Annotated in this window: 27 protein-coding genes and 1 other RNA gene; 16 read left to right on the top strand and 12 right to left on the bottom strand. The window is 61.1% G+C overall.

The window, feature by feature from the left end; translation table 11 throughout:
* Positions 1–24: 24 nt before the first annotated feature.
* Positions 25–654: a flagellar basal body-associated protein FliL gene (locus AACY19_RS12010; RefSeq protein WP_339450442.1), complete on the top strand. Its 630-nt coding sequence runs from the start codon at positions 25–27 to the stop codon at positions 652–654.
* 6 nt (positions 655–660) lie between these two features.
* On the opposite strand, the gene AACY19_RS12015 is transcribed toward AACY19_RS12010, so the two are convergent.
* On the bottom strand, positions 661–1,638 hold the full coding sequence (locus tag AACY19_RS12015; protein WP_339450443.1) for an NADPH:quinone oxidoreductase family protein: 978 nt from the start codon (positions 1,636–1,638) through the stop codon (positions 661–663).
* 150 nt (positions 1,639–1,788) lie between these two features.
* On the opposite strand from AACY19_RS12015, the gene AACY19_RS12020 reads away from it, so the two are divergent.
* Complete coding sequence (locus AACY19_RS12020; protein ID WP_027610485.1) at positions 1,789–2,196, top strand: flagellar basal body-associated protein FliL; 408 nt, start codon at positions 1,789–1,791, stop codon at positions 2,194–2,196.
* Between the two features lie 69 nt (positions 2,197–2,265).
* Here AACY19_RS12020 and AACY19_RS12025 read toward each other — a convergent pair whose 3' ends face one another.
* Complete coding sequence (locus AACY19_RS12025; RefSeq protein ID WP_339450444.1) at positions 2,266–2,718, bottom strand: EVE domain-containing protein; 453 nt, start codon at positions 2,716–2,718, stop codon at positions 2,266–2,268.
* Positions 2,719–2,916: 198 nt separating this feature from the next.
* Here AACY19_RS12025 and AACY19_RS12030 point away from each other — a divergent pair, with 198 nt between their 5' ends.
* A complete protein-coding gene (locus tag AACY19_RS12030; RefSeq protein WP_090287349.1) occupies positions 2,917–3,072 on the top strand; it encodes a hypothetical protein in 156 nt (51 codons plus the stop codon).
* Between the two features lie 35 nt (positions 3,073–3,107).
* Here the strand turns inward: AACY19_RS12030 and AACY19_RS12035 are convergent, their stop codons facing one another.
* The 4 genes from AACY19_RS12035 to AACY19_RS12050 all read right to left on the bottom strand — a co-directional run bounded on the left by AACY19_RS12035 (position 3,108) and on the right by AACY19_RS12050 (position 4,525).
* Positions 3,108–3,713: a 5-formyltetrahydrofolate cyclo-ligase gene (locus tag AACY19_RS12035; protein ID WP_339450445.1), complete on the bottom strand. Its 606-nt coding sequence runs from the start codon at positions 3,711–3,713 to the stop codon at positions 3,108–3,110.
* Positions 3,714–3,792: 79 nt separating this feature from the next.
* Positions 3,793–3,971: non-coding RNA, 6S RNA (gene ssrS / locus AACY19_RS12040), on the bottom strand.
* Positions 3,972–4,001: 30 nt separating this feature from the next.
* Positions 4,002–4,319 (bottom strand): cell division protein ZapA, encoded by a 318-nt coding sequence (locus AACY19_RS12045; RefSeq protein ID WP_034151990.1) that lies wholly within the window; start codon positions 4,317–4,319, stop codon positions 4,002–4,004.
* The gene (locus AACY19_RS12050; protein ID WP_007911197.1) at positions 4,316–4,525 is read right to left on the bottom strand and encodes a TIGR02449 family protein; all 210 of its coding nucleotides are present in this window, start codon (positions 4,523–4,525) and stop codon (positions 4,316–4,318) included. The genes AACY19_RS12045 and AACY19_RS12050 overlap by 4 nt, the downstream gene beginning before the upstream one ends.
* A 125-nt stretch (positions 4,526–4,650) precedes the next feature.
* On the opposite strand from AACY19_RS12050, the gene AACY19_RS12055 reads away from it, so the two are divergent.
* The 10 genes from AACY19_RS12055 to gcvP all read left to right on the top strand — a co-directional run bounded on the left by AACY19_RS12055 (position 4,651) and on the right by gcvP (position 17,384).
* Complete coding sequence (locus AACY19_RS12055; RefSeq protein ID WP_339450446.1) at positions 4,651–5,211, top strand: YecA/YgfB family protein; 561 nt, start codon at positions 4,651–4,653, stop codon at positions 5,209–5,211.
* Between the two features lie 27 nt (positions 5,212–5,238).
* Positions 5,239–6,573 carry a Xaa-Pro aminopeptidase gene (pepP, locus tag AACY19_RS12060; protein WP_339450447.1) on the top strand — a complete coding sequence of 445 codons (1,335 nt, stop codon included), beginning with the start codon at positions 5,239–5,241 and terminating at the stop codon, positions 6,571–6,573.
* On the top strand, positions 6,570–7,757 hold the full coding sequence (gene ubiH, locus AACY19_RS12065; protein ID WP_339450448.1) for a 2-octaprenyl-6-methoxyphenyl hydroxylase: 1,188 nt from the start codon (positions 6,570–6,572) through the stop codon (positions 7,755–7,757). Before pepP ends, ubiH begins: the two co-directional genes overlap by 4 nt.
* Positions 7,750–8,235: a DUF4442 domain-containing protein gene (locus AACY19_RS12070; RefSeq protein WP_339450449.1), complete on the top strand. Its 486-nt coding sequence runs from the start codon at positions 7,750–7,752 to the stop codon at positions 8,233–8,235. Before ubiH ends, AACY19_RS12070 begins: the two co-directional genes overlap by 8 nt.
* A gap of 9 nt (positions 8,236–8,244) precedes the next feature.
* Entirely contained in the window at positions 8,245–9,462 is a 1,218-nt protein-coding gene (locus AACY19_RS12075) for a 2-octaprenyl-3-methyl-6-methoxy-1,4-benzoquinol hydroxylase (RefSeq protein WP_339450858.1), read from the top strand.
* A 246-nt stretch (positions 9,463–9,708) separates the two neighbouring features.
* A complete protein-coding gene (locus AACY19_RS12080; RefSeq protein ID WP_016772637.1) occupies positions 9,709–10,713 on the top strand; it encodes an extracellular solute-binding protein in 1,005 nt (334 codons plus the stop codon).
* A 255-nt stretch (positions 10,714–10,968) separates the two neighbouring features.
* The gene (locus AACY19_RS12085; RefSeq protein ID WP_339450450.1) at positions 10,969–12,585 is read left to right on the top strand and encodes an ABC transporter permease; all 1,617 of its coding nucleotides are present in this window, start codon (positions 10,969–10,971) and stop codon (positions 12,583–12,585) included.
* A gap of 155 nt (positions 12,586–12,740) precedes the next feature.
* A complete protein-coding gene (gene gcvT, locus AACY19_RS12090; RefSeq protein WP_339450451.1) occupies positions 12,741–13,823 on the top strand; it encodes a glycine cleavage system aminomethyltransferase GcvT in 1,083 nt (360 codons plus the stop codon).
* A 50-nt stretch (positions 13,824–13,873) separates the two neighbouring features.
* Positions 13,874–14,257 (top strand): glycine cleavage system protein GcvH, encoded by a 384-nt coding sequence (gene gcvH / locus AACY19_RS12095; protein ID WP_339450452.1) that lies wholly within the window; start codon positions 13,874–13,876, stop codon positions 14,255–14,257.
* 253 nt (positions 14,258–14,510) lie between these two features.
* The gene (gene gcvP / locus AACY19_RS12100; protein WP_339450453.1) at positions 14,511–17,384 is read left to right on the top strand and encodes an aminomethyl-transferring glycine dehydrogenase; all 2,874 of its coding nucleotides are present in this window, start codon (positions 14,511–14,513) and stop codon (positions 17,382–17,384) included.
* 78 nt (positions 17,385–17,462) lie between these two features.
* Here the strand turns inward: gcvP and AACY19_RS12105 are convergent, their stop codons facing one another.
* From AACY19_RS12105 to AACY19_RS12125, 5 genes are all read right to left on the bottom strand, one after another.
* Complete coding sequence (locus tag AACY19_RS12105; protein ID WP_171057234.1) at positions 17,463–17,783, bottom strand: DUF2388 domain-containing protein; 321 nt, start codon at positions 17,781–17,783, stop codon at positions 17,463–17,465.
* A 66-nt stretch (positions 17,784–17,849) separates the two neighbouring features.
* Positions 17,850–18,293, bottom strand: a complete 444-nt coding sequence (locus AACY19_RS12110; RefSeq protein WP_339450454.1) for an NfeD family protein — start codon at positions 18,291–18,293, stop codon at positions 17,850–17,852.
* A 3-nt stretch (positions 18,294–18,296) separates the two neighbouring features.
* On the bottom strand, positions 18,297–19,217 hold the full coding sequence (locus AACY19_RS12115) for an SPFH domain-containing protein (RefSeq protein ID WP_339450455.1): 921 nt from the start codon (positions 19,215–19,217) through the stop codon (positions 18,297–18,299).
* 90 nt (positions 19,218–19,307) lie between these two features.
* On the bottom strand, positions 19,308–21,092 hold the full coding sequence (locus AACY19_RS12120; protein WP_339450456.1) for a GspE/PulE family protein: 1,785 nt from the start codon (positions 21,090–21,092) through the stop codon (positions 19,308–19,310).
* Between the two features lie 92 nt (positions 21,093–21,184).
* Positions 21,185–21,523 carry a hypothetical protein gene (locus AACY19_RS12125; RefSeq protein ID WP_339450457.1) on the bottom strand — a complete coding sequence of 113 codons (339 nt, stop codon included), beginning with the start codon at positions 21,521–21,523 and terminating at the stop codon, positions 21,185–21,187.
* 126 nt (positions 21,524–21,649) lie between these two features.
* On the opposite strand from AACY19_RS12125, the gene AACY19_RS12130 reads away from it, so the two are divergent.
* Complete coding sequence (locus AACY19_RS12130) at positions 21,650–22,114, top strand: Lrp/AsnC family transcriptional regulator (protein ID WP_016983809.1); 465 nt, start codon at positions 21,650–21,652, stop codon at positions 22,112–22,114.
* An 89-nt stretch (positions 22,115–22,203) separates the two neighbouring features.
* On the opposite strand, the gene AACY19_RS12135 is transcribed toward AACY19_RS12130, so the two are convergent.
* Positions 22,204–23,574, bottom strand: a complete 1,371-nt coding sequence (locus tag AACY19_RS12135) for a CYTH domain-containing protein (protein WP_339450458.1) — start codon at positions 23,572–23,574, stop codon at positions 22,204–22,206.
* Between the two features lie 156 nt (positions 23,575–23,730).
* On the opposite strand from AACY19_RS12135, the gene argE reads away from it, so the two are divergent.
* On the top strand, positions 23,731–24,885 hold the full coding sequence (gene argE, locus AACY19_RS12140; RefSeq protein ID WP_339450459.1) for an acetylornithine deacetylase: 1,155 nt from the start codon (positions 23,731–23,733) through the stop codon (positions 24,883–24,885).
* 200 nt (positions 24,886–25,085) lie between these two features.
* Entirely contained in the window at positions 25,086–26,384 is a 1,299-nt protein-coding gene (gene argA, locus AACY19_RS12145; RefSeq protein WP_339450460.1) for an amino-acid N-acetyltransferase, read from the top strand.
* Positions 26,385–26,432 lie beyond the last annotated feature (48 nt).

Raw genomic sequence — 26,432 nt, forward strand, 5'->3', positions numbered from 1 at the left:
CGACTGATCGCGCAGAGATACAGGATGGCCCCGATGATTCGCAGGTTGGTACCACGACTGTTGATGGTGGTCGCCGTTACCGTTTCTGTTCTGGCATTGAGTTTTGCCCAGGGATCTGCGGCGCCAGGACTGCGTAATGTCACGGTATTGATCGTCCGCCATGCGGAAAAACCGGACGTCGGCCGTGAACTCAACGCTCAAGGCCAACGACGCGCCATGGCCTACGCCGACTATTTCGTTGCGCTCAAACTGCGCGACGAAACACTGACCCCGCAACGCCTGATCGCCACCGCGGACAGCGCGCAAAGCATCCGCCCCCGTCAGACGTTGATTCCGTTGTCGCAACGCCTGCAGTTGCCCATCGAACAGCCATTCGCCAATAACGACGTCGACAAACTGGTCTGTCTGCTGCGCAAGAGCAATCAAGCGAAAACCGTGCTGATTGCCTGGCACCACGGGCACATCAATAAGCTCATTGCCGCATTCGGCGGCAATGGCCCGGCATTGATCGGCCAGCCGAAATGGCCGGTGGGTATTTACGACTGGCTGATTGTTTTGCGTTTCGATGACAAGGGCCAGCTTGTTGAATCGCGTAGCGAGAAGGTTCAGGAGCAACTGATGCCGGGCGACATGGCTGCGTCGCCCGGTCGTTGAAGCGTCTCAGCGCACTTGCACGACCACTTTGCCTACAGCCTTGCGCTGCCCGAGGTCATTGATCGCCTGTGCTGCGTTGCTCAGCGGATAGACCTGCGACACCAGCGGCTTCAACTTGCCCTCGGCAAACCAGCCGAACAACTGCTGGAAGTTGGCGGCATTGTCCTGCGGCTGGCGCTGGGCAAATGAGCCCCAGAACACGCCGAGTACCGCCGCGCCTTTCAGCAGCGCGAGGTTGACCGGCAGTTCCGGGATGCGCCCACTGGCGAAACCGACCACCAGCAGACGACCGTTCCAGGCGATGGCGCGAATGGCCTGGTCGAACAGGTCACCACCGACCGGGTCGTAGATCACGTCGGCGCCCTGGCCGTCGGTGAGGCGTTTGATTTCGTCCTTGAGACCGGTTTCGCTGTAGTTGATCAGCTCATCGGCGCCGGCAGCCTTGGCCACTGCGAGTTTTTCCGCGCTGCTGGCGGCAGCGATGACGCGGGCACCCATGGCCTTGCCGATTTCTACGGCAGCCAGGCCGACACCGCCGGACGCACCGAGCACCAGCAGGGTTTCGCCCGGTTGCAGGTTGGCGCGTTGCTTGAGCGCGTGCATCGACGTGCCGTAAGTCATGCTGAAGGCGGCAGCGATGTTGAAGTCCATCGACGACGGAATCGGCAGCACGTTATAGCCCGGTACCGCGACCTGCTCGGCGAAACTGCCCCAGCCGGTCAGGGCCATGACCCGGTCGCCGACTTTCAGGTGACTGACCTTTTCCCCGACTTCGCGAACCACACCGGCTGCCTCACCGCCCGGCGAGAAAGGGAAGGGCGGCTTGAACTGGTATTTGCCCTCGATGATCAGCGTGTCGGGAAAGTTGACCCCGGCGGCGTGCACGTCCAGCAGGATTTCGTTCTTCTTCAGGGCGGGGCTGGCGACGTCTTCCAGCACCAGCGATTCGGCAGGGCCGAAGGCTTTGCACAGCACGGCTTTCATCAGGGCTATTCCTTTGGGAGTGATGGCCGATAAGTGTAGGTGTGTCAGTCATCGGGTCAACGAGCATGCCCGGCCCTGATAGTCAGCCATAAGCTTGTGCTTGCGCGGCGGGTCGTTATGCTAGGCCGCAAACCGGATAAGGAGCGAATTGTGAAAGCGTGGATCATGTTGTTGCTGGCCCTGTCTCTGCCTGTGGCAGCGCTGGCCGAAGAAGCCAAAGAAGGCGAAGCGCCGAAGGTCAATTACATCACCCTGAGCCCGCCGTTCGTGGGCAACTATGGGCTCGACGGCACGCCGAAGCTCAAAGTCTACAAGGCCGATGTCGCGTTGCGCGTGACCGGCGAAGAAGCGACCAAACTGGTCAAGGCCAACGAGCCGCTGATCCGCAATCAACTGGTGGCGCTGTTCACCCAGCAGACCACCGAGGCGATGGGCAGCATCGAAGGCAAGGAAAAGCTGCGTCAGGAAGCGTTGAAGCAAACGCAGCAAGTGATGAATGATGAGACCGGCAAGCCGGTGGTTGAGGATCTGCTGTTCAACAACCTGATCATTCAGTAAGACTACTGCTGTCCGGGCGGACCCTTCGCGAGCCTGCTCGCGAAGGCATTTTGTCAGGCGAAGGATAATTCAGGGTTTCAGCGCCATCACCGTAGCCCATTGTTCGGGCGTCACCGGCATCACCGACAGCCGCGACCCTTTCTGCACCAGCGGCATTTCGGCCAGCGCGGTCTGCTGCTTCAGGTAATCCAGCTTCAGCACCCGCGCAAACGTCTCGAGGTGTTCAACGTCAATCGCGCTCCAGGCGTTTTTCTCCGGGGTGGCCTTGGGATCGAAGTAATGACTGTCCGGCGCCAGTGCGGTGGGATCGGGGTAGGCGGCCTGAATAATTTTTCCGATACCGGCAATCCCCGGCTCCGGGCAGCTGGAGTGGTAGAAAAAGAACTCGTCGCCCACCGCCATCGCCCTCAGAAAGTTGCGTGCCTGATAGTTGCGAACCCCGTCCCAGCGCGCTTTGCCAAGCTTTTCCAGGCCTTTGATCGAGAGTTCATCGGGCTCGGACTTCATCAGCCAATAGGCCATGGTTTTTTGCTCCTGAAACGGTCATTGGGCAGGTTGTCGGGCAATTTTATGACAAACCGACGGTCGGTTGACGTCAGCGTTTGCGCAGAGGTTCACGTTGTCGCAAAATGCCGGCCTTTAAAGCTTGACGCTGCTGCACGGCCTACGAATGGAAACCGCTGCTGTCATCGTGATGATGTGCCTTGAGGGGGGCAATCGATGAAACGCAAACCGGATTTGCTATGGACATTGGTCATTTTGTTTGGCCTGGGCGTTGTGACCACCGGTTACGCGCAGAGCCTGTGGGCCAACAAGGCCGACGCGCCGATTGAAATCGCGCAACAGGTTCAACAGTCGACAGCCTTCAAACGCTGAAACTGCCTTCCCGACGCCGCTGATCTGCGCGGCGTCTATCTCGCGAAATACCATGCCTTGTCGGTGACCGTGCCTTGCAGCGGAACATCCCAACTCGCCTGCGCCAGGCGTTCGACCTTCTGACATTCATGGGCCAGGCCCAATAGGGTCGGCTTACGCCAGCATTGCCGGCGCGCCAGATAGGCAAGGCTGCGATCATAGAAACCGCCGCCCATCCCCAAACGTCCACCGACGTCGTCGAAGCCCACCAGCGGCAACAGCACCAGATCCAGAGTCCAGAGCCTGCGCTGCTGTGCGAGGTTAGCCCGTGGCTCGAGAATGCGAAAACGATTGGGTTTGAGCTTTTCCCCCGGACGAATGCGTTGGAAAACCATTTTGGTTCGCGGCCAGGCGCTGAGCACCGGCAGATAGGTGGCCTTGCCCCGACGCTGTGCTTCGCGCAGCAGCAGGCGCGGATCGATTTCACCGTCGTTGGGCAGATACAGAGAGATATGTTTGGCCCGGCGAAAATGCGGGTCTTGCGCCAGTTGCCGGAACAGGCCTTTGGCGGCCTGGCGTTGCTCGCTTTTGCTCAGTGAGCGGCGAGCCTTGCGCAGGAGGCGGCGGAGTTGCGGGCGGGGCAGCAGCGCGGGTTCGGTCATGGTTCGGCTTCGGCAGGTTGGACGAAAACGCACACATAAAAAATCCGATGTCGGTTTTCACCGACATCGGATTCGAATCAGGCTCCCCGGATGAACCGCTGTCAACTTAGCCCTTGAACCCGAAAGTTCAAGGTGGAAGATGCAGTAGACTTTAAGGCTTTCCGTCTAGCGGACATGCACACCAGCCCAACGTGCAACTTCCAGGGTAGTGCGAATCGGCTCAGGGACATCGTCAACTGGCAAGCACCCCAGGGAGTGCCGCGAGTATACCGCAAGCGGCCTGCCGAATCAGCCCTTGGTGGTGTTCTGATCGTCGGCGAGGACCAGATCGACACGATCAAGCAAGTCGCGCACCTGTTCACGGGTCGAGCCGCTGGCCTGAATGTCCGGGCGCTCTTCTTTGTGCAAGAGGTCGTGAGTGATGTTCAGCGCGGCCATTACGGCAATACGATCGGCGCCGATGACTTTGCCGCTGCTGCGGATCTCGCGCATCTTGCCGTCCAGGTAACGTGCGGCACTGACCAGATTGCTGCGTTCTTCCTGCGGGCAGATGATCGAATATTCTTTGTCGAGGATCTGCACGGTAACGCTATTGCTTGAACTCATGAGTCTTGCTCCAGGGCCTTGAGGCGCGAAATCATCGATTCGACCTTACGCCGGGCGATTTCGTTTTTTTCAATGAGGTGAGCGCGTTCCTCGCGCCAGGTCTTTTCCTGAGCTAGTAAGAGTGCGTTTTGACTCTTTAGTTGCTCGACTCGACCAATCAGCAGTTCGAGTCTGGCCATCAGCGCTTGCAGGTCGGTGTCTTCCATTGTGTCCACATGTTCGTCTGATGGGTGGTAGCTGGCGGACAGCCTTTAATAGTCTTGGCGAGTCTGTCGATGTAGGATACAAGGCCTTCATTCTAGACATAGCGCCGTCTGGCGCCTAGCTGCCCATGACCATTGCGAATTCCCCGTACCAAGCCTTTGCCACCCTGCTGACCTCCAGCGGCCACAACGTCTCGCCTGCAGAACTGCATGGCGTGCTGCTCGGACGCAGCTGCGCCGGTGCCGGCTTCGATCACGAAGGCTGGTTGATCGACGCCGCCGAACTGCTCGAAGGCGACATTCAGGACAACGTCCGCAACGCCCTGATCGGCCTGCAGGAAATGGTCAAAGGCGAACTGACCGGCGACGACGTGACTGTCGTTCTGCTGCTGCCGACCGATGACGCACCGCTGACCGACCGCGCCGCTGCGCTGGGCGAATGGTGCCAGGGTTTCCTCAGCGGTTTCGGCCTGAACTGCCGCGACAGCAGCATGCTCAGCACTGAAGCCACCGAAGTGCTGCAGGATCTGGCCGCGATTTCCCAAGTGCAAGACGCTCTGGAAGAGTCCGAAGACGGCGAAACCGACTACATGGAAGTCATGGAGTACCTGCGCGTCGCACCGCTGCTGCTGTTCTCGGAAACCCGCAAAGCCGACGTACCGCCAGCCGCCAAGCCGTCGCTGCATTAATCGCGTGCCAGGGAAAGCCATCTGCCCATGACCCATATCCCGAAAGCGGAATACAGCCGTCGCCGCAAGGCCCTGATGGCGCAGATGGAACCCAACAGCATCGCGATCCTGCCCGCCGCCGCGGTGGCTATTCGCAACCGCGACGTCGAGCACGTTTACCGTCAGGACAGCGATTTCCAGTACCTCAGCGGGTTTCCCGAGCCGCAGGCCGTCATCGTCCTGATGCCCGGCCGCGAGCATGGCGAGTACGTACTGTTCTGCCGTGAACGCAACGCCGAACGCGAATTGTGGGATGGCTTGCGTGCCGGCCAGGAAGGCGCGATTCGCGATTTCGGCGCCGACGACGCCTTCCCGATCACGGACATCGATGACATCCTGCCGGGCCTGATCGAAGGTCGCGACCGGGTGTATTCGGCGATGGGCAGCAACCCGGAATTCGACCGTCACCTGATGGACTGGATCAACGTGATCCGCTCCAAGGCGCACCTCGGCGCCCAGCCACCGAACGAATTCGTTGCCCTGGATCATCTGCTGCACGACATGCGCCTGTATAAATCGGCGGCAGAAGTGAAGGTGATGCGCGCAGCCGCACGGATCTCGGCACAAGCCCACATCCGCGCCATGCAAGCCAGTCGGGCCGGGCTCTACGAGTACAGCCTCGAAGCCGAACTCGATTACGAATTCCGCAAGGGCGGGGCGAAGATGCCGGCCTACGGTTCGATTGTCGCCGCCGGGCGCAACAGCTGCATCCTGCATTACCAGCAGAATGACGCGCTGCTCAAGGACGGCGATCTGGTGTTGATCGACGCCGGTTGCGAGATTGATTGCTACGCCAGCGACATCACCCGCACCTGGCCGGTCAACGGCAGGTTTTCGCCGGAGCAGAAAGCGATCTACGAACTGGTACTCGCCTCGCAGGAAGCCGCGTTCGCCGAAATCGCTCCGAACAAGCACTGGAATCAGGCGCACGAGGCGACGGTTCGGGTGATCACCTCCGGGCTGGTGAAACTGGGACTGTTGCAGGGCGAGGTCGACGAATTGATCGCCAGCGAAGCCTATAAAGCGTTTTACATGCACCGTGCCGGGCACTGGCTGGGCATGGATGTACACGACGTCGGCGAATACAAGGTCGGCGGCGAATGGCGTGTGCTGGAAGTCGGCATGGCGCTGACCGTGGAACCGGGCATTTACATCGCCCCGGACAATCAGAACGTAGCGAAGAAATGGCGTGGCATCGGCGTGCGCATCGAGGACGACGTGGTAGTGACAAAGACTGGCTGTGAAATCCTCACCAACGGCGTACCGAAAACCGTCGCTGAAATCGAAGCGCTGATGGCGCAAGCACGGACACACGCGGCATGAGTCGAGTCAATCTGGCAATCATCGGAGGCGGTCTGGTCGGCGCCAGTCTGGCGTTGGCTTTGCAGGCCGGGGCCAAGGCCCGGGGCTGGAAGATTGTCCTGATCGAACCGTTCGCCCCCGGTGACAGTTGGCAGCCGAGCTACGACGCACGTTCGTCGGCGCTGTCCTTCGGTTCACGGCAGATTTATCAACGGGTGGGCGTGTGGCAGGAAATCTCCCGCCGCGCCGAACCGATCAAACAGATTCACGTCTCCGACCGGGGCCGTTTCTCCACCGCGCGTTTATCGGCGATGGAAGAGGGCGTGCCAGCGCTCGGGTACGTTGTGGAAAATGCCTGGCTCGGCCAGTGCCTGTGGCAGCACCTCGACAAAGACGTGATCACTTGGCGCTGCCCGGCGGAAGTCACGCGCATGGAGCCGCTGCCCGACGGCTATCGCCTGACCTTGAATGATGAAACCACCCTTGAATGCGACCTCGCCGTGCTCGCCGATGGCGGGCGGTCCGGCCTGCGCGAACAACTGGGCATCAACGTGCGCAAGCGCCCGTACAACCAGAGTGCGCTGATCGCCAACATCAGCCCGAGCGAAGCGCACAACGGCATGGCCTTCGAGCGCTTTACCGACGAAGGGCCGATGGCGCTGCTGCCGCTGCCGGACAACCGCTGCGCCCTGGTCTGGACCCGTCTGGGCATGGATGCGCAGCGTTTGGCTGACGTGAGCGAACGCGAGTTCCTCAGCGAATTGCAGGGCGTGTTCGGTTACCGCCTCGGCACGCTGAAGCAGGTTGGCGCACGGCATCTGTATCCGCTGACGCTGGTCGAGGCTGAAGAGCAAGTGCGTTCGCATCTGGCCGTGCTCGGCAATGCGGCACACAGCCTGCACCCGATTGCCGGGCAAGGCTTCAACTTGTCCCTGCGTGACGCCGATGCCTTGGCTGCGGCGCTGTTGGCGAGCGACAAACCGCTGGGCGATTTCGCCACGCTGCAGGCCTATCGCGAGCGTCAGCGTCTCGATCAGGACCTCACCGTCGGTTTCTCCGATCAGGTCACGCGCCTGTTCGGCAGCACCCAGCCGCTGGTTTCGCTGGGGCGTAACATCGGCCTGCTCGGTCTCGATCTGTTGCCGCCGGCCAAGCGCTGGTTTGCCCGTCAGGCGATGGGTTTGGGAACGCGTCCGGATGCTTAAGTGGCTGACCGCTAAATTCGGCAAGGCGCGGCTGATGCGCTGGATCATGACGTTCTATCCGCCATACCTCGGCGCCGGGGTACGGGTTCGGCACATCAGCGATGACTTCCGCGACGTTCAGGTGTCGATGGGCCTTGGCTGGTACAACCGCAATTACGTCGGCACGCAGTTCGGCGGCAGCCTGTATTCGATGGTCGATCCGTTCTTCATGCTGATGCTCATGGAGAACCTCGGTTCGAAGTACATCGTCTGGGACAAAGCCGCCGACATCGATTTCATTGCGCCGGGCAAAGGCCCGGTGTTCGCCCGGTTCAGCATCGACGAGACGTTGCTCGCCGAGATCCGCCGGCAGACCGCCAATGGCGAAAAGTACCTGCCGCAGTTGCAGGTCGACATTCATGACGGCGCCGGCAATCTGGTGGCGCGGGTCGGTAAAACCCTTTACGTGCGGCTCAAGCCGCAAGCGAGACAGGCCTAAAGCATGGAAATGCGCGCAGATCTGCTGATAGTCGGAGCCGGAATGGTCGGCAGCGCCCTGGCGTTGGCGTTGCAGGACAGCGGGCTGGAAGTCCTGCTGCTGGACGGCAGCCCGCTGAGCGTCAAACCGTTCGACGCGCAAGCCGCGTTTGAACCGCGCGTGAGCGCCCTGTCAGCGGCGAGCCAGCGGATTCTCGAACGCCTCGGCGTGTGGGACGGCATCGCCAAACGCCGCAGCAGCCCCTACACCGACATGCACGTGTGGGACGGCAGTGGCACCGGGCAGATTCATTTCTCGGCGAGCAGCGTGCACGCCGAAGTGCTGGGGCATATCGTCGAAAACCGCGTGGTGCAGGATGCCTTGCTAGATCGTTTGCACGATTGTGATCTGGGCATGCTCGCCAATGCACGACTGGAACAGATGCGCCGCTCGGGCGATGACTGGTTGCTGACGCTGGCCGATGGTCGTCAGTTGCGCGCGCCACTGGTGATTGCCGCTGATGGTGCCAATTCGGCGGTTCGTCGCCTGACCGGTGTGGCGACACGAGAGTGGGATTATCTGCATCACGCCATCGTCACCAGCGTGCGCAGCAGCAAACCGCACCAGATGACTGCGTGGCAGCGCTTCACCGATCACGGGCCGTTGGCGTTCCTGCCGCTGGAGCGTGACGGTCAGCAGGATTGGTGTTCGATCGTCTGGTCGACTACGCCGAGCGAAGCCGAGCGCCTGATGGCGCTGGATGAGGCGGATTTCTGTCGGGCGCTGGAGCGCGCCTTTGAAGGTCGTCTCGGTGAAGTCATCAGTGCCGATCCGCGACTGTGCGTGCCGCTGCGTCAGCGCCACGCCAAGCGTTACGTGGCGCAAGGCCTGGCGTTGATCGGTGATGCGGCGCACACCATTCACCCGTTGGCGGGGCAGGGTGTGAACCTGGGTTTCCTCGATGCAGCGGTGCTGGCGCAGGTGCTGCTGCAGGCGGCGGAGCGCGGCGAACGCCTGGCGGATGTGAAAGTGCTGAGCCGTTACGAACGCCGGCGTATGCCGCATAACCTGGCGCTGATGGCGGCGATGGAAGGCTTTGAGCGGTTGTTCCAGGCCGATCCGTTGCCGGTGCGCTGGTTGCGCAATACCGGGTTGAAGCTGGTGGAGCAGATGCCGGAGGCGAAGGCGTTGTTTGTGCGCGAGGCGCTCGGGTTGACCGGTGATCTCCCGGCTTTAGCCAGGATTTGAGTTCAATATTGAGGCTGATGGCCTCTTCGCGAGCAAGCCCGCTCCCACAGTGGTCGGTGTGAAACATCAATTTTGTGAACACTTCAAACCCTGTGGGAGCGGGCTTGCTCGCGAAGGTGCCAGAACCGCCACGCCGGATTCCAGCCTGCGCAACATCTGGTAACTTCTTTCAAAAGAGTTCGATTGAGGTGGTAAATGTGAGTCCTTATCATTTGGCCCTCATTTCCCGACCGAGAGACTACTCCCATGTTGGCACCCAAGCGTCTTCTGACCGCACTGGCCCTGACCCTGATCGGTAGCACCACGGCCCAGGCCGCTGATGAGGTGGTGGTTTACTCGTCGCGCATCGATGAACTGATCAAACCGGTCTTCGATGCCTATACCGCCAAGACCGGGGTGAAGATCAAGTTCATCACCGACAAGGAAGCGCCGCTGATGCAGCGCATCAAGGCGGAAGGCGAAAACGCCACTGCCGACCTGCTGCTCACCGTCGACGCCGGCAACCTCTGGCAGGCCGAGCAGATGGGCATTCTCCAGCCGTTCACCTCGAAAACCATCGACGCCAATATCCCGCTGCAATATCGCTCGTCCACCCACGCCTGGACCGGCCTGAGCCTGCGCGCGCGGACTATCGCGTACTCCACCGAACGCGTGAAACCGGGCGAACTGACTACCTACGAAGCGCTCGCCGACAAGAACTGGGAAGGGCGCCTGTGCCTGCGCACGGCGAAAAAGGTCTACAACCAGTCGCTGACCGCGACCATGATCGAAGTCCACGGCGCCGAGAAGACTGAAAAGATCCTCAAGGGCTGGGTCAACAACCTGTCCACCGACGTGTTCTCCGATGACGTTGCTGTGCTTGAAGCGATCAATGCCGGCCAGTGTGACGTTGGCATCGTCAACACTTACTACTACGGTCGTCTGCACAAGCAGAAACCGGAGCTGCCGGTGAAACTGTTCTGGCCGAACCAGGCCGATCGCGGCGTGCACGTGAACCTGTCGGGCATCGGCCTGACCAAACATGCGCCGCATCCGGAAGCGGCCAAGGCGCTGGTCGAGTGGATGACCACACCTGAAGCGCAGAAGATTTTTGCTGACGTGAACCAGGAATTCCCGGCCAACCCGGCGGTGGCGCCTTCAGAAGAAGTGGCGGCGTGGGGCAAGTTCATCGCCGATACGTTGCCGGTGGAAGTCGCGGGCAAGCGTCAGGCAGAGGCAATCCGGATGATGGATCGGGCGGGCTGGAACTGAGTCGTTTCGAAAGATTCGTGTGATTTAAAATCCAGCCCCTCACCCCAGCCCTCTCCCAAGGGAGAGGGAGCCGATCTGAGTTGGCTTCGAAACCTGAGTTCGGCTCGGTGGTTCAGGTCGGCGTAATTCTCATAAACTACGCGGTCAATCCCCTCTCCCCTTGGGAGAGGGCCAGGGAGAGGGCCAGGGTGAGGGCAACAATCTCAACCTGAAACACTCAATCCAAGAACACCCCAATCCCCCAGAGACCCAAAAGTGGCCCATCCCGCCCAACGCCGCTGGTACCCCATCGTCTTCGCCATCGCCGCGCTGGTGCTGTTGCCCCTGAGCGTTCTGCTGCTCTCCTGGCAAACCATCGATCAACAGATCTGGTCTCACCTGTGGGAAACCCAGATGCCGCGTCTGCTCGGCAATACCCTGACGCTGATCCTTGGCGTCGGTGTCGGCGTGACGTTGCTCGGGGTCAGTCTGGCCTGGCTCACCAGCCTCTGCGAATTTCCCGGTCGGCGCTGGCTCGACTGGGCGTTGATGCTGCCCTTTGCCATCCCGGCCTACGTACTGGCGTTCGTCTTCGTCGGCCTGCTCGACTTCGCCGGCCCGGTGCAAACGCTGCTGCGCGAATGGTTCGGCAGCGGGCTGCGCCTGCCGCGCGTGCGTTCCACTGGCGGGGTGATTCTGGTGTTGGTGCTGGTCTTTTATCCCTACGTTTACCTGCTGGCACGCACGGCGTTCCTCGCCCAGGGCAAAGGCCTGATGGAAGCTGCGCGGGTGCTCGGCCAGTCGCCGTGGCAAGCCTTCTGGCGCGTAGCACTGCCGATGGCACGTCCGGCGATTGGCGCCGGTGTGGCGTTGGCCTTGATGGAAACCCTGGCGGATTTCGGCGCAGTCTCGGTGTTCAACTTCGACACGTTCACCACCGCGATCTACAAAACCTGGTACGGCTTCTTCAGTCTGCCGAGCGCCGCGCAACTGGCAAGCCTGTTGTTGTTGGTGGTGATGCTGGTGTTGTACGGCGAACGTCGCGCGCGCGGGGCGAATCGGGCAAGTAACGAGCGGCCACGGGTCAAAGCCCTGTATCACTTGCGCGGGTTCAAGGCCCTCGCGGCGATGAGCTGGTGCGGGTTGGTGTTTGCCTGCGCGTTCGTCATTCCGGTACTGCAACTGATCGTCTGGTTCTGGCAGCGCGGCCGTTTCGATCTAGATGAGCGCTACGCCGGGCTGATCCTGCACACCCTGTATCTGGGCGGCATGGCCGCGTTGATCACGGTCTGCGTCGCGCTACTGCTGGCCTTCGCCCGGCGTTTGGCGCCGACGCCGGCAATCAACTCGGGAGTGGGGCTGGCCAACCTCGGCTATGCCTTGCCGGGGTCGGTGCTGGCGGTGTCGATCATGCTGGCGTTCAGTTATCTGGATCGCGAACTGGTGATTCCGCTGTCCGCCTGGCTCGGAGGCGCCGGCAAGCCGTTGCTGCTCGGCAGTCTGGCGGCGTTGCTGATGGCCTATCTGGTGCGCTTCGTGGCTGTCGCCTACGGCCCGCTGGAAAACAGTCTGGCGCGTATACGGCCATCTTTGCCCGAAGCAGCACGAAGCCTGGGTGTCAGTGGGCCGCGACTGTTTTTCAAAGTGTATCTGCCATTGTTGCTGCCCGGCACCCTGAGCGCGGCGCTGCTGGTGTTCGTCGATGTGCTCAAGGAAATGCCCGCGACCCTGCTGATGCGCCCGTTTGGCTGGGATACGCTGGCGGTGCGGATCTTTGAAATGACCAGCGAAGGCGAATGGGCGCGGGCATCTTTGCCGGCGCTGAGCCTGGTTCTGGTCGGACTGCTACCGGTCATCGGCCTGATCCGTCGCTCGGCGCACCGAAACACTTAGTAGTGAGTCCCGAATCATGCGGCTACAATGCGCGGCATTCGGTGCGGTTAGTCTGACAGACCTGTTCGCTGGAATCGGCTGAGAACCTTCTATTTCAAGGCTTTCATTCGTGCAGCGACTGTCCGCACCTTCGCCACGCCCGGAAGGAGAAACCCATGGGACAGCGCACGCCTCTGTATGACCTGCATCTCGCCCTTGGCGCGAAAATGGTCGATTTTGGCGGTTGGGACATGCCACTGCATTACGGCTCGCAAGTCGAGGAGCACCACGAAGTGCGCCGCGATTGCGGGGTGTTCGATGTTTCTCACATGACCGTGATCGATGTCACCGGCACTCAGGCCAAGGCCTGGCTCCAGCATTTGCTGGCCAATGATGTCGACCGCCTGCACCGCCCCGGCCGTGCGTTGTACAGCACCATGCTCAATGAGCGCGGCGGCATCGTCGACGACATGATCGTCTACCGTCTCGACGACGCTTATCGACTGGTGGTCAACGCCTCCACCCGCGATCAGGATCTGGCCTGGATGCACGCCCAGCTCGGCGGCTTCGATGTGCAACTGCACGAACGTTCCGAACTGGCGATGCTCGCCATTCAAGGTCCGCAGGCCCGGCACAAGATTGCCGAGCTGGTGACTCAGTCACGCGCCACGCTGATCCAGCACCTCAAACCCTTCGAAGGCTATACCGACGGCGACTGGTTCATCGCCCGTACCGGCTATACCGGTGAAGATGGCTTGGAGATTTGCCTGCCGGCCAATCAAGCGCCGGGTTTCTTCAACGATCTGGTTGGCGCCGGCATTTCCCCGATTGGTCTGGGCGCCCGCGACACGCTTCGCGTTGAAGCCGGTATGAACCTCTACGGTCAGGACATTGATCAGCATGTTTCGCCGCTGGCCTCGAACATGGCCTGGAGCATCGCCTGGGAGCCAGCCTCGCGTCAGTTCATCGGTCGTCGTGCGCTGGAGGCGGAAAAAGCCGCTGGCGTTGCGCACAAACTGGTCGGCCTGGTACTGGAAGAACGCGGGGTTTTGCGCGCTCATCAAGTGGTTCGGATCGCCGATGTTGGCGAAGGGGAGATCACCAGTGGTAGTTTCTCTCCTACGCTAAGCAAATCGATTGCCCTGGCGCGTGTTCCGATGGCGACCGCCGACCGCGCCGAAGTGGAAATCCGTGGCAAGTGGTATCCGGTGCGGGTGGTCAAACCGACCTTCGTGCGCCATGGTAAAACGTTGATCTAACCTTTTTTTGGCGGGCACGACCGCTGACCTATTTCCTGAGGACACCGAAGATGAGCAATATCCCCGCTGAACTGCGTTATGCCGTGAGTCATGAGTGGGCACGTCTGGAAGCGGACGGCACCGTCACCGTGGGCATCAGCGATCACGCGCAGGAAGCGCTGGGCGACGTGGTGTTTGTCGAACTGACCGAAGTGGGCAAGGTATTCGCTGCAGGCGATATGGCAGGCGTCGTCGAATCCGTGAAAGCGGCGTCCGACATCTATTCGCCGGTCAGCGGTGAAGTCATCGCGATCAACGAAGAGCTGGGTGCCTCCCCGGAGCTGCTGAACTCCGATCCGTATGGTGCGTGGATCTTCAAGCTCAAGCCAAGCGACAAGGCTGAGCTGGACAAACTGCTGGATGCGGCGAAGTACCAGGCTGTCAGCGAAGAGTAAGTCGCCTGCCACACTGCAAAGCCCCGATCCGTCGGGGCTTTTTTGTGGGTGATGATTTCCCCCCCGTGGGAGCGGGCTTGCTCGCGAATACCTTGTGTCAGACACACTTGAATTGACTGACGCACCGCTTTCGCGAGCAAGCCCGCTCCCACAGGGTCAGTGTTGATCTGCAGAATTTGACCGGGGCACGGGCTGCTATGCTGGTTTGACCGTGTTGCATTGACGCCGAGCGCCAGCCAAGAGAGAGCCCGTCATGTCCCCATTGCCTTCCCTCAGCCAGTTACGCGACCCCGATGCCTTCCTGCGCCGTCACCTCGGCCCGGATGCCGCCGAACAGCAGGCGATGCTCGACAGCCTTGGCCTTGGCAGCCGGGCCGAGCTGATTGAACAGACCGTGCCGCCGGGCATCCGCCTTAATCGCGCACTGGATCTGCCGCCCGCGCTGGATGAGCAGGCGGCACTGGCCAGACTGCGCGGTTACGCCGAGCAGAATCAGGTCTGGACCAGCCTGATCGGCATGGGTTACTACGGCACACTGACGCCGGCGGTGATTTTGCGCAACGTGCTGGAAAATCCTGGCTGGTACACGGCCTACACGCCGTATCAACCGGAGATTGCCCAAGGCCGACTCGAAGCACTGCTGAATTTCCAGCAACTGACCATCGACCTCACCGGCCTTGAACTGGCGAATGCCTCCTTGCTCGACGAAGCCACCGCTGCGGCCGAAGCCATGGCTCTGGCGAAACGCGTTGCCAAGTCGAAAAGCAATCTGTTCTTTGTCGACGAGAACTGTCATCCGCAAACCATTTCCGTGGTGCAGACCCGCGCCGAAGGTTTCGGCTTCGAACTGGTCGTCGACGCTGTGGATAACCTCAAGCAACACCAGGTGTTCGGTGCGCTGCTGCAATATCCCGACACCCACGGCGAGATCCGCGACCTGCGGCCATTGATCGATCATCTGCACGCACAACAGGCACTGGCCTGCGTGGCCACGGATCTACTCAGTCTGTTGCTACTGACGCCGCCGGGTGAACTGGGAGCGGACGTGGTGTTCGGCTCGTCCCAGCGTTTCGGCGTGCCGATGGGTTACGGCGGCCCACACGCGGCGTTCTTTGCCAGTCGCGAGGAATACAAACGGGCGATTCCCGGGCGGATCATCGGCGTGTCGAAAGATACCCGGGGCAATATCGCCTTGCGCATGGCCCTGCAAACCCGCGAGCAACATATCCGTCGCGAGAAGGCCAATTCGAATATCTGCACGGCGCAAGTGCTGTTGGCCAATATCGCCAGTTTCTACGCGGTGTATCACGGGCCGGAGGGGCTGAAGCGCATAGCCCAACGCGTGCATCGACTGACCTGCATACTGGTGCTGGGGCTGGAGCGTCACGGCATCAAACGGCTCAATGCGCAGTTTTTCGACACCCTGACGCTGGACGTCGGCGGTGCACAAACCGCGATCATCGAAAGCGCTCGGTCGGCGCAGATCAACCTGAGGATTTTGGGGCGTGGTCGGTTGGGGCTGAGCCTCGACGAGAGCTGTGATGAAACCACCGTGGCGCGTCTGTTTGATGTCCTGCTCGGTTCCGATCATGGGCTGAACGTCGACGAACTCGATGAGGAAACCATCGTATCGGGCATTCCCGACAACCTTCAGCGCAAGACACCCTACCTGCTCCACCCGGTCTTCAATGCTCATCACAGCGAGACCGAGATGCTGCGCTACCTCAAGCAACTGGAGAACAAGGATCTGGCCCTCAATCAGTCGATGATCCCGCTGGGTTCCTGCACCATGAAACTCAACGCCACCAGCGAGATGATCCCGATCACCTGGCCGCAGTTCGCCAACCTGCACCCCTTTGTGCCGCGCGAACAGGCAGTCGGCTACACGTTGATGATCGAGGAACTGGAGCGCTGGCTGTGTGCGATCACCGGGTTTGATGCGATCTGCATGCAGCCCAACTCCGGTGCGCAAGGCGAGTACGCCGGATTGCTGGCGATCCGTAAATATCATGAGAGTCGTCAGCAGGGCGCGCGGGATATCTGCCTGATTCCGTCCTCGGCCCACGGCACCAACCCGGCCTCGGCACAGATGGCCGGGATGCGTGTGGTCATCGTCGAGTGTGACGAGGCAGGCAACGTCGATCTGGAAGATCTGAAGGCGAAAGCGGCGGAGGCGGGTGCAAGGTTGTCGTGCCTGATGGCGACGTACCCATCGACCCACGGTGTGTACGAAGAGGGCATCAGCGAGATTTGCGACATTGTCCACAAGCACGGCGGCCAGGTGTACATGGACGGCGCCAACCTCAACGCGCAGGTCGGGCTGGCGCGGCCGGCGGACATCGGCGCCGACGTGTCACACATGAACCTGCACAAGACCTTCTGCATTCCTCACGGCGGCGGTGGCCCCGGCATGGGGCCCATCGGCATTCGCGCGCACCTGGCGCCGTTTGTCGCCAATCATCCGGTGGTGCCGATTGACGGGCCGCTGGCGCAGAATGGCGCAGTCAGCGCAGCGCCGTGGGGGAGTGCGAGTATCTTGCCGATCAGTTGGATGTACATCGCCATGATGGGCCCACAACTGGCCGATGCCAGCGAGGTGGCGATTCTTGCGGCGAATTATCTGGCCCGGCATCTGGCTGGCGCGTTTCCCGTGCTGTACACCGGGCGTAACGAGCGGGTGGCCCACGAATGCATTCTCGACTTGCGGCCATTGAAGGTGCAGACCGGGATCAGTGAGGAGGACGTTGCCAAGCGTCTGATGGATTACGGCTTTCATGCGCCGACCATGTCCTTCCCGGTGCCGGGAACCCTGATGGTCGAACCGACCGAGAGCGAGTCCAAGGCTGAGCTGGACCGGTTTATCGGCGCCATGTTGAGCATTCGCGCGGAAATCACCGAAGTTCAGAACGGCAACTGGCCGGCTGAGGACAATCCCCTCAAACGCGCGCCGCATACGCTGGCGGATGTTACCGGGGTGTGGGAGCGGCCTTACAGCATTGAGCAGGCCATCACCCCGGATACGCACACCAAGGCGCACAAGTATTGGCCGGCAGTGAATCGGGTGGATAACGTTTACGGCGATCGCAACCTGTTTTGCGCGTGCGTGCCGGTGGACGATTACCGCTGATTTCCCGGCAAGCACACCTTCCCCTGTGGGACTGAAATCCAGGCAAAAAAATGCCGCTCGATTGAGCGGCATTTTTTGTTATTCGGAAGCCACCGCGTTCTTCGCCAGAATCGCGTTCGCCAGCTCCATGTCCGTGGCCTGCAGGCCCGGATTGTCGGCGCGGACTTTCTGCATCGCGGCTTCCAGGTATGGCCCGCGAATGCCGCCGTCACTGGCAACGAAACTGCCGGCATCGTCCTGCGCGGCAATGATCAGCTTGTGATCCTTGAAGGTCAGGTAGGTCGAGCCGGTGGTGGCGCCGGAGGAAATGACGTTACGCCAAAAGCTGTCCGCCATCGCCGAACCAACGGGAAGAGACAGCAAGGCCAGGGTGGCGACAGCAAGTTTGAGACGCATGATTGAGTGACTCCTGGGGGTTAACTACGGCGTTGGATCGTCATTTCCCCGATCCGGTTCCATACGCCGTTATTCGGCCCGCTCCACCAGCAGCACCGCGCCTTGCTGGCCGGTCACGCGCACGCGTTCGCCGAGCGGCGTGTCCGGTCCGCGCGCGATCCACACGCCGTCGGCGACCTTGATCTTGCCGTGCCCGTCGACAATCGCTTCGCTGACCACGAAGACTTTGCCGATCAACTCCTGCCCCCGCAGATTCAACAGCGGTTGATCGCTGCGGCGCACGGCGGTGCGTTGGCGGCGCCACCAATACAGCGCCGTCAGGATCGAGAACAGCGCGAACAGCAGCAGCTGGATTTCCCATGGCAGGCCGGGTGCCACAAATGTCGTGACGCCGACAGCGGCCGCCGCCATGCCGATCCACAACAGGTAGCCGCCTGCGCCGAACACTTCGAGGATCAGCAATACGGTGCCCAGCCCCAGCCAGCTCCAGAAGTTGAAGAGTTCGGTCGGCATGGCTCAGGCCTTCTTGCCGTCGAAAGTCGCTTTGACGATTTCGCCGATGCCGCCCACCGCACCGATCATCGAACTGGCTTCGAGCGGCATGAGGATCACTTTGCTGTTGTTGGCCGAGGCCAGTTTGCCCAGCGCATCGATGTATTTTTGCGCGACGAAGTAGTTGACCGCCTGCACGTTGCCGCCGGCGATGGCTTCGGACACCACTTTGGTTGCCTGGGCTTCGGCTTCGGCCTGACGCTCACGGGCCTCGGCTTCCAGAAATGCCGCCTGCCGGCTGCCTTCGGCTTCGAGAATCTGCGCCTGCTTTTTGCCTTCTGCAGTGAGGATCGCCGACGCGCGCAGGCCTTCGGCTTCGAGGATTTGCGCGCGCTTGATCCGCTCGGCTTTCATCTGCCCGGACATGGCGGCCATCAGATCGGTGGGTGGGCTGATGTCCTTGATCTCGATGCGGGTGATCTTGATGCCCCAAGGCGCGGTGGCTTCGTCGACGGTGCGCAGCAGGCGCTCGTTGATGTTGTCACGCTGGCTGAGCATGGCATCGAGCTCCATGGAGCCGAGCACGGTGCGGATGTTGGTTTGCAGCAGATTGCGAATGGCGTGCTCGAGGTTGTTCACCTCGTAGGCGGCCTGCGCGGTGTTGACCACCTGAAAGAAGCACACGGCATCGATCTGCACTGTGGCGTTGTCGGCGGTGATGACTTCCTGCGGTGGAATATCCAGCACGCTTTCCATCACGTTGATCTTGCGCCCGATGCGATCCATCACCGGAATAATGAGATTGAGGCCTGGCTTCAGGGTGTTGGTGTAGCGGCCAAAGCGCTCGACCGTCCACTCGAACCCTTGCGGCACGACTTTGAAACCCATGAACAGAATGGCGATGGCCAGGGCCACAAACAGTAAAAGCACACTTGCGGTCTGCATAACGATTCCTTGTTGGTTGGCGCATGAAGTTGTGATGGCCGAAGTGTACCGGCGTGGCCCGCGGTTAAACACAGATTGATGGCAATCTGGTTATTTCTGTTCGCTCTGCGGTGTCACTCGCAGCACCTCCTCAACGGTTGTCAGCCCCGCCGCGACTTTCTGCGCGCCGGACAAACGCAAGCTGCGCATGCCTTCCTTGAACGCCTGGCGGCGGATCGCCGTGAGGTCGGTGTCCGGGGTGATGAACCCCTTGAGGCTGTCACTCAGTTGCATGATTTCGTAGACCCCGGCGCGGCCGCGATAACCGGTGTCACGGCATTCCAGGCAGCCGATGGCGCGCTGGGCATTGCTTGGCATCGCTGCCTGCCACGGGCGGGTCAGGGTTTGCCAGTCGGCCTCTTCCAGAGTCAGGGGCGCCTTGCAGTGCGGGCACAAGGTACGCACCAGTCGTTGCGCCATCACGCCGAGCACGGTGGCCTTGATCAGGTAATGCGGCACGCCGAGTTCGAGCAGGCGACTGATCGCGCTGGGTGCGTCGTTGGTGTGCAGGGTCGAAAGCACCAGGTGCCCGGTCAGCGCGGCCTGAATCGCCATTTCTGCGGTTTCGAGGTCGCGGATCTCGCCGATCATGATGATGTCCGGGTCCTGTCGCATCAGCGCACGCACCCCGGCGGCGAAGCTCAGGTCGATGTTGTGCTGGACCTGCATCTGGTTGAATGCCGGCTCGACCATCTCGATAGGGTCTTCGATGGTGCAGAGGTTGACCTCCGGCGTCGCCAGTTTTTTCAGCGTGGTGTAAAGCGTGGTGGTCTTGCCTGACCCCGTTGGCCCGGTGACCAGAATGATGCCGTTGGGCTGGCGGGTCATGTCTTGCCAGCGCCGCAGGTCGTCGGCGGAGAAGCCCAGTTGATCGAAATCCTTGAGCAGCACGTCCGGGTCGAAGATCCGCATGACCATTTTTTCGCCAAACGCGGTCGGCAAAGTGGATAGGCGCAGTTCCACTTCGCCGCCGTCCGGGGTCTTGGTCTTGACCCGGCCGTCCTGGGGTTTGCGCTTTTCGGCGACATTCATGCGGCCAAGGCTTTTCAGGCGGCTGACAATCGCCATCGTCACCTGGGGCGGGAACTGATAGACGTTGTGCAGCACGCCATCGATGCGAAAACGCACCGTGCCTTGCTCGCGACGCGGTTCGATGTGGATATCGCTGGCGCGCTGCTGGAAAGCGTACTGGAACAGCCAGTCGACGATATTGACGATGTGCGCATCGTTGGCGTCCGGCTCCTGATCGCTGGCGCCGAGGTTGAGCAGTTGTTCGAAATTGCCGAGGTTGCCGCCCTGGGCGTCGGCAGTGCTGGCGCCGCTGACGGATTTTGCCAGGCGGAAAAACTCGACGCTGAAGCGCTGGATGTCCGCCGGGTTGGCCACCACCCGTTTGACTGGCAGCTTCAGCACGTGGGTCAGGTCGGCTTCCCATCCGGTGACGTAAGGCTGGGCGCTGGCCACGGTCACCGCATCGTGATCGATGGCTACGGCGAGAATCCTGTGGCGTTGCGCGAAGGCATAGGACATCAGCGGTGTGATGGCGGCAACGTTGATCTTCAGCGGATCGATGCGCAGGTACTGCTGTCCGGCCTGCTGCGCCAACCACAGCGTCAGGCTTTCCAGATCAAGATGTTTGCCCGGACGGCTGAGGTCGTCGAGTTGCTGACTGGCGATGAATTCCAGCGGATGCATCTGGCCGTGGGCTGCATGACGACGGCGCGCGTTCAGCGCCTGCTCCGCCGAGTCCTGGCAGATAAAACCTTGGGCGACCAGTTCACGCAATACGTCGTTGAGTTCCAGCCAGCGGTCCTGAGTGGCGAATTGAGCGGACATGCAGGCTTCCTTTTGAGCGACAGTGCGCAAAAGGATAGTCGCGGCCCCGCAGACCGTTGGGCCACTATCCGACAAAGGCGTTTCCGGATTTCTCAGCCGGCGGCTTGCGCGGGGGCATCCCAATCACTGTCGGCGTTTTGCAGGTTCACCGAGCAGACGCTGATCAGGTTACGAAGTTTTTCCGCGATCACTTGCGCCCGATGCCAGCTGAAACCACCCATGACGATGTCGATCGACATCAAGTCGTCCATCCGCTGCACGTTGACCTGCTCGGGCGTTAGAAATTGCAGTGCGAACAGGTTGAGCACCCGCACCAGCAGATCCGGCTCGGCCTCGGCGAGGATCTGATACTGCGCCAGGCAGTGGGCATTGCTGACGTTCCAGACATCGGTGCGGGTCGGGGCGTTATTGACGGCTTCAAGGTGGGGCATGGCAAGTCTCCAGAATTTCTGGAGAAATTTTTACATTCGGTGCCGGGTATTTCTTGGCTATGATCGGCGTTATGGGCGATTGATCGACTTGATCAATTTGCAGGATGTCCAATTAGAGGTTTTTCTATGCACAGCGAGCTGGACAGTTACGACCGCAAGATTCTCGCCCTGCTGCAAGAGGACGCTTCGCTGTCCAGCGCGCAGATCGCCGAGCAGGTGGGGCTGTCGCAATCGCCGTGCTGGCGGCGGATTCAGCGAATGAAGGAGGAGGGGATCATTCGTGGCCAAGTGACCTTGCTGGATCGCAAGAAGATCGGCCTGAACACGCAGATCTTTGCCGAGATCAAACTCAACGCCCACGGGCGTTCGAACTTCACCGAGTTCACCGAAGCGATTCGCGGCTTTCCGGAAGTGCTGGAGTGTTATGTGCTGATGGGGGCGGTGGATTTTTTGCTGCGGATTGTCGCGGCGGACATCGAAGCCTATGAGCGGTTCTTCTTCGAGAAGCTGTCGCTGGTACCGGGGATTCAGGAAGTGAACTCGATTGTGGCGCTGTCGGAGATCAAGTCCACTACAAGCCTGCCGGTCTGAGGCCAGGCAACCGGCCTCTTCGCGAGCAGGCTCGCTCCCACAGGAAATTGCATTCCAATGGATGAGCGAGCCTGCTCGTCAAAGCGGTTTTACATGCGCAGGAGCATTTTCCACGCGCGATTCTGGTAAACCGCAATCGCCTGATGCTTGCGAGCATCGAGCAGTTCGTCAGTGATCGTCGGCTCGCTGGCCAGTTGTGCCAGTTTGTTCAGTTCACCGTACAGGCGATCCATTTCCGGGATGTCCAACACGTTGCGGGCGTGGTGCAGCCAGACCTGAATGCGCTCGATACGCGGCAGTTGTTCGGCGAGATCTTCCGGCTGCTGCTGATAACGCTGCAGTTGCAAGGCCGTGGCTTCTTCACCGAGCAGGCGCGGCAACCAGCTGTGCAACTGCGCGTCGCCTTGACGGTTGCCCCGCACGTTGCGCTCGGCAGTCCAGCTGCGAGCCAGCAACCAGCGTGAAGCGCTTAGCGAGAACAGGCCCCAGCGCGGGTCTTCGAGTTCTTCGAGAAACTGTTCCGGCGCGGCTTTGCGCACGTCTTCGTCTTCGATACCGACCTGAACCAGCGGACGCCAGTCTTCCAGCAAGGCATCCAGGGCAACACGCAAGTCGTGGGTCGACTGACGCGGGGCAGCCTGGCCGAGGCTGCTGAGCAGGGCGCGCATTTCCGCGAGGTTCTCGACCCAGTCGAGCAACAGGCGCCAGTGGCCGTTGAAACGGTACTGTTCCGCCAGACGCTGGCTGCTGCCGAGCAAGTGCCAGCCCAACGCGGCAAAGGCGTCGTCGAGTTTCGTTTCGGGGGTCAGCTCCGGCGCCGGCAGGCTCAGCGAGTAGCTGTTGGCGTCGTACAGACGATAACCGCGCTCAGCCTTGCTGATGTCGCACGGCATCAGTGCCAGGGTTTCAGCCAGTTCGGCGGCCAGCTCCAGCAGTGCGGCTGGCTCGCCTTCGCGCAATTCCAGTTCCAGCTCGCAGATTTCTTCTTTCTGCTTGCCGACGACAACGTGACCGAGATCCAGAGCGGCTTCGATGACCACTTTGCTCTTGCCACGACCCCAGGCGATTTCGGCGTGCTCGCGGACGAAATCGGTGGTGAAGATGGGTTTCAGGGTTTTCTTGTCCAGCTCGGCCAGCGACTCGGGCCAGCATTCGCCGTCGAGTTTCTTCACGTCGAGCTTGGCTTTCGGCAATTTCCAGTCGTACTCGTTACGCTCGGACAGGCCGGCGACGCTCTGGCCACGGGTCTTGAGCGTTTGAATGACTTCGTCACCGTCCTTGCGCAGGCGCAGAGCGACTTTGGCGTGGGCCAGATCGCGCTCAAGGGTGTCGAAATACTGGTTCATCAACTCACGGCGTTCCCAGCCATTTTTGTTGCGTTTCTTCAATAACGGGTGCTCGCGCAGAGCCGCGAGGGTTTCGCGGCTGACGCGGAGTTTGATTTCGGTTTCTTTCTGCATGGCCGGAAAATCCAGGATCGGGAGCGCAGCCGGGGAAATGTGTGGCTGCCAAGGTCGTGCAGTGTACAGGACTGATTCGTCCTACGCCCTGCGGCGGTTTATTCCTGACGCCGGATGGCTCTATGATGGACTTCAAATCGGGAGTTGGAGTCAGCGATGCCTTTGCCGTCCATGCAAGACCAGTTCGCTGCGCTGATTGCCGCGCCGTCGGTCAGCTGTACCCAACCGAACCTCGATCAGTCCAATCGGGCGGTGATCGATTTGCTCGCCGGCTGGCTGGGTGATCTGGGTTTCAGCTGCGACATCCAGCAGGTCAGCCCCGGTAAATTCAATCTGCTCGCCAGTTTCGGCTCCGGCCCCGGTGGCCTGGTGCTGGCGGGACACAGCGACACCGTTCCTTACGACGATGCGCTGTGGCAGACCGACCCGTTGAAGCTCACCGAGGTCGATGGCCGCTGGGTTGGCCTGGGCAGTTGCGACATGAAGGGTTTCTTCGCGCTGATCATCGAAGCCGTGCAGCCGCTGCTCGACCAGCCGTTCAAACAACCCTTGCTGATTCTCGCCACCTGCGATGAAGAAAGCTCGATGTCCGGTGCCCGTGCGTTGGCCGAGGCTGGCCGTCCGCTGGGGCGCGCGGCGGTGATTGGAGAGCCGACCGGGCTCAAGCCGATCCGCATGCACAAGGGCATCATGATGGAGCGCATCGACATTCTCGGGCAGAGCGGTCACTCGTCGGACCCGCGTCTGGGCCATAGCGCTCTTGAAGCGATGCACGATGCGATGGGCGAACTGCGCGGTCTGCGCCTGCTGTGGCAACGCGAATTCAACAATCCGCAATTCAGCGTGCCGCAGCCGACGATGAACTTCGGTTGCATCCATGGCGGCGACAACCCGAATCGTATCTGCGGCCAGTGTTCGCTGGAATTCGACCTGCGGCCGTTGCCGGGCATGGACCCGAAAGTCCTGCGCGCGGAGATTCTGCGCAAGCTCAACCCGGTCGCCGAGCGGCATCAGGTAAAGATCGACTACAAGCCGTTGTTCCCGGAAGTGCCGTCGTTCGAGCAGGCCGAAGACGCCGAACTGGTGCGCGTCGCTGAAAGGCTTACGGGTCATAGGGCCGAAGCAGTAGCGTTCGGCACCGAAGCGCCTTATCTTCAGCGCCTTGGCTGCGAAACCATCGTGCTCGGCCCTGGCGACATCGCCTGCGCGCACCAGCCCGGCGAGTACCTTGAAATGTCACGTTTGCAGCCTACCGTGCATCTATTACGGCAGTTGATTGAACATTACTGCCTGAGCACAGACGAACGATGATGCCCTTTGTGGGAGCGAGCCTGCTCCCACAAGGGAAGTGTGTTTTGCTTGATCAAACGCTGTAAATTGCCAGCATTCCAACCCGTATTCATGAGGAGAGCGCGCGTGTCGCCAAGCCTGTTCCGACGATAACCATCAGCCCGCTGTGCGTTTTTCGTTTCGCCCCTTTTTAGGCTGCTATTTATTACAGGCCCAGGTACATGCCCGAATACGTCAATTGGCTTCGCCACGCGTCCCCTTACATCAATGCCCACCGCGATTGCACCTTTGTCGTCATGCTCCCCGGCGACGGCGTGGAGCACCCGAATTTCGGCAACATCGTCCACGACATCGTCCTGCTGCACAGCCTCGGTGTGCGTCTGGTGCTGGTGCACGGTTCGCGTCCGCAGATTGAAACCCGCCTCGCTGCGCGTGGCCTGACCCCGCATTACCACCACGGCATGCGCATCACTGATGCCGCGACCCTGGAATGCGTGATCGACGCCGTCGGCCAGTTGCGCATCGCCATCGAAGCACGCCTGTCCATGGACATGGCGTCGTCGCCGATGCAGGGCTCGCGTCTGCGCGTGGCCAGCGGCAACCTTGTTACTGCGCGGCCGATCGGCGTGCTCGAAGGCGTCGACTATCACCACACCGGCGAAGTGCGCCGGGTCGACCGCAAGGGCATCAACCGGTTGCTCGACGAGCGCTCGATTGTCCTGCTGTCGCCGTTGGGCTACTCGCCGACCGGTGAAATCTTCAACCTCGCCTGCGAAGACGTCGCGACTCGTGCCGCCATCGATCTGGGCGCCGACAAGCTGCTGCTGTTTGGCGCTGAACTCGGCCTTATCGACGAAAACGGCAAACTGGTGCGTGAACTGCGCCCGCAACAGGTGCCGACGCATCTTCAGCGTCTGGGCAGCAATTATCAGGCGGAACTGCTGGATGCCGCTGCCCAAGCCTGCCGTGGCGGCGTAGCGCGCAGCCATATCGTCAGTTACGCCGAAGACGGCGCGCTGTTGACCGAGCTGTTCACCCGTGACGGTGGCGGTACGCTGGTCGCGCAAGAGCAATTCGAACTGGTGCGCGAAGCGGCGATTGAAGACGTCGGCGGTTTGCTCGACTTGATCAGCCCGCTGGAAGAGCAGGGGATTCTGGTGCGGCGTTCGCGCGAAGTGCTGGAGCGCGAGATCGAGCAGTTCAGCGTGGTCGAGCGTGAAGGCATGATCATCGCGTGCGCGGCGCTGTATCAGATTGCCGATTCCGACGCCGGTGAACTGGCGTGCCTGGCGGTGAACCCGGAGTACCGCCATGGCGGTCGCGGTGATGAACTGCTGGAACGCATCGAAACCCGTGCGCGGGCACAGGGCCTGAAGACGCTGTTCGTCCTCACCACCCGTACCGCGCACTGGTTCCGCGAGCGTGGTTTCGAGCCGAGCAGCGTTGAACGCCTGCCGGCGGCGCGGGCGTCGCTTTACAACTATCAGCGTAATTCGAAGATCTTCGAAAAAACTCTCTGATTCAGCAGGGTGTGGCGAGTGGGGGCAGGCTGCAAAGCCCCCACATTG

Source organism: Pseudomonas sp. EA_5y_Pfl2_R50 (assembly GCF_963970475.1).
GTDB lineage: Bacteria > Pseudomonadota > Gammaproteobacteria > Pseudomonadales > Pseudomonadaceae > Aquipseudomonas.